General features: G+C 72.3%; 10 protein-coding genes. 3 read left to right on the forward strand and 7 right to left on the reverse strand.

Annotation, left to right across the window (positions count from 1 at the left end):
• Positions 1–155: 155 nt before the first annotated feature.
• Positions 156–545, forward strand: a complete 390-nt coding sequence (locus ACLBXP_RS22595; protein WP_447670073.1) for a response regulator — start codon at positions 156–158, stop codon at positions 543–545.
• A 45-nt stretch (positions 546–590) separates the two neighbouring features.
• On the opposite strand, the gene ACLBXP_RS22600 is transcribed toward ACLBXP_RS22595, so the two are convergent.
• Positions 591–974, reverse strand: a complete 384-nt coding sequence (locus tag ACLBXP_RS22600; protein WP_447670074.1) for a YraN family protein — start codon at positions 972–974, stop codon at positions 591–593.
• Complete coding sequence (gene rsmI / locus ACLBXP_RS22605; protein ID WP_447670075.1) at positions 961–1923, reverse strand: 16S rRNA (cytidine(1402)-2'-O)-methyltransferase; 963 nt, start codon at positions 1921–1923, stop codon at positions 961–963. Before rsmI ends, ACLBXP_RS22600 begins: the two co-directional genes overlap by 14 nt.
• Before the next feature lie 117 nt (positions 1924–2040).
• On the opposite strand from rsmI, the gene ACLBXP_RS22610 reads away from it, so the two are divergent.
• Positions 2041–3255: a penicillin-binding protein activator gene (locus ACLBXP_RS22610; protein WP_447670076.1), complete on the forward strand. Its 1215-nt coding sequence runs from the start codon at positions 2041–2043 to the stop codon at positions 3253–3255.
• A gap of 213 nt (positions 3256–3468) precedes the next feature.
• Here ACLBXP_RS22610 and ACLBXP_RS22615 read toward each other — a convergent pair whose 3' ends face one another.
• The 4 genes from ACLBXP_RS22615 to rph form a co-directional block, all read right to left on the reverse strand.
• Entirely contained in the window at positions 3469–4725 is a 1257-nt protein-coding gene (locus tag ACLBXP_RS22615; RefSeq protein ID WP_447670077.1) for a vanadium-dependent haloperoxidase, read from the reverse strand.
• 421 nt (positions 4726–5146) lie between these two features.
• Entirely contained in the window at positions 5147–6325 is a 1179-nt protein-coding gene (gene hemW / locus ACLBXP_RS22620) for a radical SAM family heme chaperone HemW (protein WP_447670078.1), read from the reverse strand.
• 39 nt (positions 6326–6364) lie between these two features.
• The gene (gene rdgB / locus ACLBXP_RS22625) at positions 6365–6997 is read right to left on the reverse strand and encodes an RdgB/HAM1 family non-canonical purine NTP pyrophosphatase (protein ID WP_447670079.1); all 633 of its coding nucleotides are present in this window, start codon (positions 6995–6997) and stop codon (positions 6365–6367) included.
• Complete coding sequence (gene rph, locus ACLBXP_RS22630; protein WP_447670080.1) at positions 6994–7707, reverse strand: ribonuclease PH; 714 nt, start codon at positions 7705–7707, stop codon at positions 6994–6996. The genes rdgB and rph overlap by 4 nt, the downstream gene beginning before the upstream one ends.
• A gap of 142 nt (positions 7708–7849) precedes the next feature.
• Here rph and hrcA point away from each other — a divergent pair, with 142 nt between their 5' ends.
• Positions 7850–8929 carry a heat-inducible transcriptional repressor HrcA gene (gene hrcA, locus ACLBXP_RS22635; RefSeq protein ID WP_447670081.1) on the forward strand — a complete coding sequence of 360 codons (1080 nt, stop codon included), beginning with the start codon at positions 7850–7852 and terminating at the stop codon, positions 8927–8929.
• 487 nt (positions 8930–9416) lie between these two features.
• Here hrcA and ACLBXP_RS22640 read toward each other — a convergent pair.
• Positions 9417–10007, reverse strand: a 591-nt coding sequence (locus tag ACLBXP_RS22640) for a DUF1236 domain-containing protein (protein ID WP_447670082.1), incomplete at its 5' end; no start/stop codon positions are given.

Here is a 10007-nt window from a genome sequence, read left to right on the forward strand (position 1 = left end):
TCGGGCGGTCTCGACGGCATTTTGGGAGTGTTGCCGAGACCCAGCGCTGCCGCAACCGGGATCAGCCCGGCCAACGGGCAGCTGCCTCCAAGAGGCGCTCCTCGGCACAGAACAGGTTCCGCCCGCGGAACGGATCGAAGGGAAGACGACCCGGCGTGAGTGCTGAAACAAACGACGAACTGCTGAACGGCACCCGCGTTCTGGTGGTCGAGGACGAAGCCGCCATCTCGATGCTCCTCGAGGACATGCTCCTCGATTTCGGATGCACCGTGGTGGGTCCCGCCGCGCGCCTCTCCACCGCCCTGGAGATGGCCGAGGCCGAGACCTACGAGGTGGCGATCCTCGACGTGAACGTCGCGGGCGAGCCGATCTACCCGGTGGCCGAGGCGATCGCGAAGCGCGACCTCCCCCTCGTCTTCTCGACGGGCTACGGCGGCGCCGGCATCCGCGAGCCGTTCCGGGACCGCCCCGTCGTGCAGAAGCCGTTCAGCCAGGCCGACCTCAAGCGCACGCTCATCAGCGCGATCAGCGCCGCGCGGGGCTGACCCGCGCCCGCCCGGCCGCGGCGGCCGCTCAGGCCGCAGGCGGGCTCACAGCCCATCCAGCGGAAAGGCATCGGGCAGGTGGCGCGGCCAGGCGCCGCGCCCCAGGAAGACCGCGTCCGCCCGGAGGGTGAGGCCGGCGCACCAGGGGTTTCGCCCCGCCCAGGCGCGGGCCGCCCGCGCCACGCGCCGCCGCTTGGCAAGGTCGATCGCCTCCCGGGCATCCCCGAGGGCCGCGCGCGCCTTCACCTCCACGAACGCGACGGTGGCGCCCCGGCGCACGATCAGGTCGATCTCGCCGCCCGCCGCCGCGTAGCGCAGGGCGAGCGGCCGGTAGCCCTTCATCAGCAGGACGGCGAGGGCGAGCCACTCGGCCCGGCGGCCCCGCCCCTCCGTGGCGCGCCGGCGCGCCAGGCCCTCAAGCCGCGCCATCGTCCGGTCGATCATCCTGGCGGCTGAGCGCGAGGGCGCGGGCGTAGACGACGCGGCGCGGCTGGCCGGTCTCGTCCGCCACGAGGGTCGCCGCGTCCTTGATCGAGTGGCGCGCCAGGGCGACGCGCAGGGCCGCGTCGAGCCCCGCATCGGCCTCGGCCGGCGCCTGGTCCTCCGGGGCGGTGCCGATCACCACCACGACCTCGCCCTTCGGCGGGCCCTCCTCCGCGAAGGTGCCGGCGAGGCTGCCGAGGGTACCGCGCCGGATGGTCTCGTAGAGCTTGGTCAGCTCCCGCGCGACCGCGGCCGGCCGCTGGGCGCCCAGGATCTCGGCCGCGTCGATGAGCATCTCGGGCAGGCGGTGGGGGGATTCGAACAGCACGAGGGTGCCCGGCACGGCGCCGAGCGCCTCGAGCCGGTTGCGGCGGGCGCCGGACTTCTGCGGCAGGAAGCCCTCGAAGAAGAAGCGGTCGGTCGGCAGGCCCGCGGCGACGATCGCGGTCATCACCGCCGACGGGCCCGGGATCGGCGTCACCGGGAGGCCGGCCTCGATCGCCGCCTGCACGAGCTTGAAGCCCGGGTCCGACACGAGCGGCGTGCCCGCGTCCGAGACGAGCGCCAGGGCCTCGCCCTCCTGCATGCGCCGCACCATCCGCTCGCGCACCGCGGCGTTCGAGTGCTCGTGATAGGCGACGAGGGGCGTGGTGATCCCGTAATGCGCGAGCAGCGTGCGGGTGACGCGGGTGTCCTCGGCCAGCACCGCGTCGGCCGCCGCGAGCGTCGCGAGCGCGCGGAACGAGACGTCGCGCAGGTTGCCGATCGGCGTCGCGACGACGTGGAGGCCGGGCGAGAGGCGCTCGGCCTCGGCGGCGAGCCCGAAGGCCGTGAAGGTGGCGGGCTCCCGCGCGCCGGGGGCCGGGCGGCGGGTCGTGTCGGGTCGCTGTGTCATTGGGGAGACATTGGCACAGGAACGGCCTGTGCGAAATTTTAACGACCCCGCCCGCCGCATTTACTTTTCGGATCCTGTCTCTCATCCCTTGGGGTGGGCGGAGCAAGGAGATCCAGAATGGCGGGCTGGAGCTGTTCTCTAGCGAGAGTTGCGCTATTCGGCACGGCCCTCGGGCTGCTCTCCGGCTGCGTCGGCGGCCCGGACGGCGTGCGCGGCACCCGCGGCGCGCCCCAGGCGGATCTCGGTGCGCCGGTGGCGGATCCCGGCGCTCCGGGCCAGGCCGGACGGATCGGCACGGGCAGCGTCAAGGTCGCGCTCCTGATCCCGCTCAGCGGCCAGGGCGCGAATCTCGGCGCGGCGATGCGCAACGCGGCCGAGCTCGCCCTCGCCGAGTTCCAGCAGCCCGACCTGCAGATCATCGTGAAGGATGACCGCGGCGCGCCGGACGGGGCGCGCGAGGGCGCGCAGGCGGCCCTGGCGGACGGCGCCGAGCTCGTGATGGGGCCGCTCTTCGCCGCCAACGTCGCGGCGGCCGCCGGGCCCGCCCGGGCCGCCGGCCGGCCGGTGATCGCCTATTCGAGCGACGCCACGGTGGCGAGCCAAGGCGTCTACCTCCTCAGCTTCCTGCCGCAGGCGGAGGTGGAGCGGGTGGTCGACGAGGCGGTCTCGGGGGGCAAGCGCTCCTTCGCGGCCCTGATCCCCGAGAACGCCTACGGCAACGCCGTCGAGGCGAGCTTCCGCGAGACGGTGGCGCGCCGCGGCGCCCGCATCGCCGCGGTGGAGCGCTACGCCCCGGGCCAGCCGGGACCCGCGGTGGAGCGCCTGGCGGGCGTGATCACGGGTCCGGGCGCGCAGGCCGACGCCCTGTTCATCCCGGAATCGCCGGACGGGCTCGCGGCCGTCGCCGCGGCGCTGACCCGGGCCGGCTTCTCGCCCGCGCGGGTGCGCCCCATCGGCACCGCCCTGTGGAACGACCCGCGGGTCTTCGCCCTGCCGGCGCTCCAGGGCGGCCGCTTCGCCGCCGCGGACCCGGCCGGCTTCGCGGCCTTCGCGGGCCGCTACCAGGCCCGCTACGGCGCGAGCCCGCCGCGGGTCGCCTCGCTCGCCTACGATTCGGTGTCGCTCGCCGCCGCGCTCACCCGGCAATACGGCTCGCAGCGCTTCGCCGAGGCGACGCTGACCGGGGCAGCCGGCTTCTCGGGCGTCGACGGCACCTTCCGCTTCCGCCCCGAGGGCGTCAGCGAGCGGGCGCTCGCGGTCTACGAGATCCGCAGCAATGCCGCCGCGATCGTCAGCCCCGCGCCGCGGGCGCTCGGCAAGCCGGGCACCTGAGCGGCCGGCTGCATCCGCTCGTCCGACCCGGTCACCTCATCCCGGGTCGCGGAGCACCGGGACGGGGCGCGGATGATCGAGAGCGGTCCATCACTTCGAAGCCATCCCGCAAACGGGTTCAGCCGTGCAAACGGCCGCCTTCGGTGAGCTTCGTATGATCTGCACCCACCCGAGCGAGGTGTCCGGAGGGTCCGCTTGCCCGCAATCACCGAATCACCGGGACGCTTCCACGGATTGAGCACGCCCCAGGAGCTGGGTGCGCACGATCAGCTCCCCGATCTGCCGCCCCATCTCTCGGCCGACCTCCCCTGAGAAACGGTAGTGAAAGCCGGCATAAATCCGCGCCAACACGGCTTCATCGGCATAGTCGCTGATGCGCGTCCAATGACGCACGACGCCCGGCGCCGTCGGACTCGTGAGGGAGATGTCACCGACTTCGTTGCCGACAAGGAGGATCAACACGGTCGCGACCGCAGACGACGTGATGCAATGCGCGCACGGATACTCTGGGTGCATCGGGGTGTCGCCGAGCGGCAGCCAGGCCTCGTCCCGCGGGGTTGCCGGATTGCCTCCCAAGTCGCCGTTGCGAATGGCCGTGATCGGCCGCCAGAATCCATACGCGTATTTGGCCTCGAAGACGGCGATCTGGGCATCGCTGCCAGCCATCGCTGCGAGTGCGTAGAGGCGGGCGCAATCCAGAAGGTCCAAGTTCTTCGCGAGGGCAACCTGCCGGAGGATGGGATTGAAGGTCCGCGCCCCTGCCAGAAACCAAAAACGGCCGATGCTGGTCTGTTCCGGAGTTCTGATGGTGCTGTTGCGCGCCCCGAGTTTCCGGACCTCGTTGTAATCGCGCGTCCAGGTCTCCGAAGTCAGTGCCGGCGGCGGCGGGGGACGGAACTGCGCTCCCGACGTCAACACCCAGGGCTTCATGCGCCCGATGTGCGAGAACAAAGGTATGACGGTCGGAACGTAGGCACCCGGCGCTCCATGTGGGCGGTAGTTCTCTCGCGCCTCGGATCCGTCCTCGAAGCGCTCCGCCAGCATTCCGGACGCGGCACGTTTCCCGAGTTCGATGCCTTTCGTCTTTGCGACACCGTCATCGAGGTCCGCGAGCATTCGTGCGTAGGTTTCGTTCAAGCTTTCCTTCTGATCGGGATAGAGCGCGACGAGGACATCGTGGCCGGCCGTGGCCGCTGCGGCTTCCTTGGAGGCATCCGGCTGCGGTGCGAGGGACAGGCGATAGGGTGCGTAGCGGCCCTCTACGGCATTCACGGCTTCGAAGACGGCCGTGTGCAGAATGGCGAAGTTCCTGCCGTGGGGCGACGGTCCGAGTTGCTTCTCGGCCGCGATGGCATCCGCCTTGGCATTCCAATCCATCACGATATCGGCTCGGGCCGAAACCATCGTTGCGGCGATGGCCAACGGAGCCATGACGAGCCGAAGGCGTCGAGTTTGTGACAACGATGCCATCGCGGAACTCCCTATCTGTGCCACCCGAACAATATTCGCCTTGCTTGGGACCTCACTGGGCTGACTGCCGCACCCGGATACGTAGTGTTAGAGACAGGGTGACGGTTACGCATTCTATGTAATCGAGCAAGAAGATTTTATTCCGGAGGCTCGTTGCTTGAGACGGGCTACGCCGCTTACGCGATTGAAGAAGATTACGCGGTCGGTGACGGCTGGCGATTGCGGACTTGGTCTCCGCCTTCCTACCCCGGCCGGGGTGACCGGACGGCCGACGAATGGCCGCTTTCGGACAGGCCTGACGGCTGGCCGGAGGCTGTCCGGGCGGCCGCGCTGGGTCGAAAGCGGTCCCGCGTCCAGGCAGGACCGCTTTCAACCCCTGCACCCTCGACCCTCGGACGGCCTCCGGCAGCCGAGCCACCGATCAGGCGGCGAGTTCCGCCACCAGAGCGTTGAGCACCGGCGCGCCGCGGGGCGTCGCGGCGATGCGGCCGCCGGGGAGCCGGGCGATCAGGCCGTCGCCGACGAGGGCTTCGACGCGGCCGGCGTCGAGGGGGCGGCCCTTCAGGGCGGCGTAGCGGGCGGGGTCGATCCCCTCGGCGAGGCGCAGGCCCATCATCAGGAACTCGTCGCCCTGGTCGGCGGGGGCGATCACCTCGGTCTCGACGATGCCGTGGCCCTCGGCCTCGACCCGGGCGAGCCACGCCTCCGGGGCGCGTTCCGTCACGGTGCCGAGGCGGCCCTCCGCGGTCACGAGGCGGCCATGCGCGCCGGGGCCGAGGCCCGCGTACTCGCCGTAGCGCCAGTAGAGCAGGTTGTGGCGCGACTGCGCCCCGGGCCGGGCGTGGTTGGAGATCTCGTAGGCGGGCAGGCCCGCGGCGGCGCAGACCTCCTGCGTGACGTCGTAGAGGATGCGCGCCGTCTCCTCGTCGGGCGGCACAAGGCGGCCGGCGGCGGCCAGCCCGTGGAAGGGCGTGCCGGGCTCGATGGTGAGCTGGTAGAGCGACAGGTGCTCGGCCGCCCGCGCGATCGCCTCGCGGAGTTCGGCGCGCCACGCCTCCGGGGTCTGGCGGGGGCGGGCGTAGATCAGGTCGAAGGAGCTGCGCGGGAAGTGCGCGGCGGCCGTCTCGATGGCCCGCAGCGCCTCCGCGACGCTGTGCAGGCGCCCGAGCGCCCGCAGGTCGGCGTCGTTCAGCGCCTGGACGCCGAGGGAGACCCGGTTGACGCCGGCCGCGCGGTAGCCGCGGAAGCGCTCCGCCTCGACGCTCGTCGGGTTCGCCTCCAGGGTGATCTCGGCCTCGGGGGCGAGGCCCCAGGCGGCGTCGACCGCCTCGATCAGGCCCGCCACCGTCGCGGGGGCCATCAGGGAGGGCGTGCCGCCGCCGAGGAAGACGCTCGACACGGTGCGGCCCGGGGTGCGGGCGGCCACGTGCGCGATCTCGGCCCGGAAGGCCGCGAGGAAGCGCGCCTCGTCCACGGGGGCGTGGCGGACGTGGCTGTTGAAGTCGCAGTAGGGGCACTTCGCGGCGCAGAAGGGCCAGTGCAGGTAGACCCCGAAGCCCGCGTCGCGGGTCGGGTGGTCCGGGCCGGAACGGTCGCTCATCGGGCGCTCTTGGGCGCGCGGGCGCCGGCTGGCAAGCCCTCAGGCGGGCCGGCGCAGGCAGGCGGCGGCGAGATCCACGAAGGCGCGGGCGCGGTGGGACAGGGCGTTGCCGTTCTGCCAGTCGACGCCGTGCTTCTCCTCGGAGGAGATCTCGCCGAAGGTCCGGTCGAACCCCTCGGGGCGGAACATCGGGTCGTAGCCGAAGCCGAGGCTGCCCCGCGGCTCCACGAGGTCGCCGAAGACGCGGCCCTCGAACAGCTCGGTGTGCCCGTCCGGCCAGGCGAGCACCAGCGCCGAGACGAAGTGCGCCCGGCGGTCGGTCGCCCCGCGCCGGTCGAGCTCGGCCGCGATCCGCGCCATCGCACCCGAAAAGTCCTTGGAGGGCCCGGCCCAGCGGGCCGAGAACAGGCCCGGCGCCCCGTCGAGGGCGTCGACGCAGAGGCCGGAATCGTCCGCGAAGGCCGGTAGCCCCGAGGCCTCGGCCGCCGCCAGCGCCTTGATGGCCGCGTTCTCGGAGAACATCGTGCCGGTCTCGTCGGGCTCCGGCAGCTTGAGCTCGCCCGCTGAGACGGCCTCGACGCCGAACGGCGCCAGCAACTCGCGCATCTCGACGAGCTTGCCGGCGTTGTGGGTCGCGATGACGACCCGGCCCTGCAGGACGCGGTGGCTCATGCGATCGCCTGCTTCTGGAGGGCGACGAGGTCGGCGACCCCGGCCTTGGCGAGGCGCAGGAGCTCCAGGAGCTCGGCCTCCGTGAAGGGCTTGCCCTCGGCGGTGCCCTGCACCTCCACGAGGCCGCCCGTGCCGGTGATCACGAAGTTCGCGTCCGTCTCCGCACCCGAATCCTCGGCGTAGTCGAGGTCGAGCACCGGCGTGCCCTTGTGGATGCCGCAGGACACGGCCGCGACGTGGTCGCGCAGCGGGTCGACCGAGATGATCGAGCGGCCGCGCATCCAGGCGAAGCAGTCGTGCAGCGCCACCCAGGCGCCGGTGATCGCCGCCGTGCGAGTGCCGCCGTCGGCCTGGATCACGTCGCAATCCACGGTGACCTGTCGCTCGCCCAGGGCCGGCAGGTTGGTGACGGCCCGCAGGGAGCGCCCGATCAGCCGCTGGATCTCCTGCGTGCGGCCCGAGGGCTTGCCGGAATTTACCTCGCGGCGGGTGCGCTCGTGGGTCGCGCGGGGCAGCATCGCGTACTCGGCCGTCACCCAGCCCTTGCCGGAGCCCCTGAGCCAGGGCGGGCCGCGCTCCTCCAGCGAGGCGGTGCAGAGCACCTTCGTCTCCCCGAAGCTGACGAGGCACGAGCCCTCCGCGTAGCGCGCCACCGCGCGTTCGAGCGAGATCTTGCGCAGCTCGTCCGGCGCGCGCTTCGAAGGCCGCATGGGGGCTCTCCCGAGGGGTGTCAGGGCTGCGCTCTTACGGAAGCGGCCCGCCCCCGGCAACCCGGGCCCGCGGGGTGCGGCACAGGCGGACAGTTGTGCTCGGGGCACCGCGCGGACACAATCGCCCCCCAGGATCCAGCCCGTGACCGACCTTTCCCCGCCCCCCTTCCAGCCGCTCTCGGCGCTCAACGACCGCGCCCGCGAGATCTTCCGCCAGATCGTGGAATCCTACCTGTCGACGGGGGAGCCCGTCGGCTCGCGCAACCTCGCCCGCATCCTGCCGATGGGCCTGTCCCCGGCCTCGATCCGCAACGTGATGGCGGATCTGGAGCATTCGGGGCTGATCTACGCCCCCCACACCTCGGCGGGCCGGCTGCCCACCGAGCAGGGCCTGCGCTTCTTCGTGGACGCGATGCTGGAGCTCGGCGATGTCGGCCACGACGAGCAGGCGCGCATCGAGGCGCAGATGCGGGCGGCCGCCTCCCGCCACACGTTCGATTCGGCGCTGGCCGAGGCCTCGACGCTCCTGTCGGGCATCTCCCGGGGGGCGGGCGTCGTGGTCACCACCAAGACGAACGTCCAGCTCAAGCACATCGAGTTCGTGCGCCTCGACATGGACCGTGCCCTGGTGGTCCTCGTCTCCGACGACGGGTCGGTGGAGAACCGCATCGTCGAGCTGCCGCCGGGCCTGCCGGCAAGCGCGCTGCAGGAGGCCTCGAACTACCTCAACGCCCGCCTGCACGGGCGAACCCTCGGGCGGCTGCGCGCCGAGATCGAGGCGGGCCGGCAGGCCATGAAGCGCGAGCTCGACGCGCTGACCGAGCGCCTCGTGGATGCCGGGCTCGCCACCACGGTCGGCCCCTCGGATGCGCGCCAGCTCATCGTGCGCGGCCAGGCGAACCTCCTCGACGACCTGCGCGCTGCGGAGGACCTCGAGCGGATCCGCCTGCTGTTCAACGACCTCGAGACCCAGAAGGACGTCATCGACCTCCTCGCCCGCGCGGAGGGCGGCGAGGGCGTCCGGATCTTCATCGGCTCCGAGAACAAGCTGTTCTCGCTCTCGGGCTCCTCGATGATCGCGGCGCCGTTCCGGGACGGCTCCCAGAAGATCGTGGGCGTCGTCGGCGTGATCGGGCCGACCCGGCTCAACTACGCCCGCATCGTGCCGATGGTCGACTACACCGCCCGCGTGGTCTCGAAGCTCCTCGAAGGCGGGCGCTAGGAGGCGGGATGAGCGGGCGCTCCCGCCCACTCACCGCAGGTTCGCCCGCGACGCGATTTCCAGGGCCCGAGCGATCCCTGGAGGCCTCCTTCGAGGCTTCGCTTCGCTGCGCACCTCAGGATGAGGTCGCGGGTGGGAGGCAACGCAGCACCCGGCAGATCCCATCCACACACCTCATCCTGAGGCGCCGCGAAGCGGCCTCGAAGGAGCCATTCAGAACCCGCCGCGCTCCCTGGAGCCCTCCTTCGAGGCTTCGCTTTGCTCCGCGCCTCAGGATGAGGTCGCGGGTGGGGAAACCCGGACGGTTCATCCCACCCCCACACCTCATCCTGAGGTGCCCCACAGGAAGCCTCGAAGGAGCCCTCCAGGCATCGCGCGGGAGCCGGCGCCCGCCATCGACGGCGGTCGCACAACCTCGGATTGCGCAAGGCAACCACGGCGTCGAGCAGCCCAGGAAGGGGGCGGGGTCGCCCCCGCCCCCGCCGGATCAGGCCGGGATCACGTCGATGATCTCGTAGGTGTCCGGATCGATGATCAGGATGTCGTCCCGCACGAGGATGAAGCGGTAGCCCCGGTAGGCCGGGACGAGGCTGATGATCGCCGGCGGCAGGGTGTGGAGCGTGATCGAGCGCGGGATCGCCGTGCCGACCGCGATGTTGAAGTTGACGTTCGAGACGCGCGTCACGCTGCTGCTGGTGATCGACTGCCGGAACTCGGTGCGCTGGCGGGTGTCGAGGCGCTGGACCGCGCCGCGTGCCTCGCCGCGACCGCCGCCGCCGCGCTCGCCCCGCTCCGAACCGCCGCGCTCGCCCCGCTCGGCGCCGCGCTCACCGCGCTCACCGCGCTCACCGCCGCGCTCACCGCGCTCACCGCGCTCCGCACCGTTGCGTCCGCCGTCGCGGTCGCCCGCCTGGTTCCGGTCGCCCGCCCTGTCGCCGCGCTGTCCGCCGTCCTCGCGGCCGCCGCGCTGGCCGGCACCGTCCCGGCCGCCGCCGGCACCGTCCCGACCACCGCCCGCGCCGTCCTCCCGGCCGCCGCGCTCGGCTGCGCCGCCGCGCTCGCCCGCACCGCGCTCGGC

The sequence above is a fragment of the Methylobacterium sp. A54F genome (assembly GCF_053346035.1).

Excerpts from the sequence above, each read along its gene's own strand:
- hemW (WP_447670078.1), bottom strand. The coding sequence starts at position 6,325 with ATGAGCGACCGTTCCGGCCCGGACCACCCGACCCGCGACGCGGGCTTC.
- rsmI (WP_447670075.1), bottom strand. The coding sequence starts at position 1,923 with ATGACACAGCGACCCGACACGACCCGCCGCCCGGCCCCCGGCGCGCGG.
- ACLBXP_RS22600 (WP_447670074.1), bottom strand. The coding sequence starts at position 974 with ATGGCGCGGCTTGAGGGCCTGGCGCGCCGGCGCGCCACGGAGGGGCGG.
- ACLBXP_RS22610 (WP_447670076.1), top strand. The coding sequence starts at position 2,041 with ATGGCGGGCTGGAGCTGTTCTCTAGCGAGAGTTGCGCTATTCGGCACG.
- rph (WP_447670080.1), bottom strand. The coding sequence starts at position 7,707 with ATGCGGCCTTCGAAGCGCGCGCCGGACGAGCTGCGCAAGATCTCGCTC.
- rdgB (WP_447670079.1), bottom strand. The coding sequence starts at position 6,997 with ATGAGCCACCGCGTCCTGCAGGGCCGGGTCGTCATCGCGACCCACAAC.
- ACLBXP_RS22615 (WP_447670077.1), bottom strand. The coding sequence starts at position 4,725 with ATGGCATCGTTGTCACAAACTCGACGCCTTCGGCTCGTCATGGCTCCG.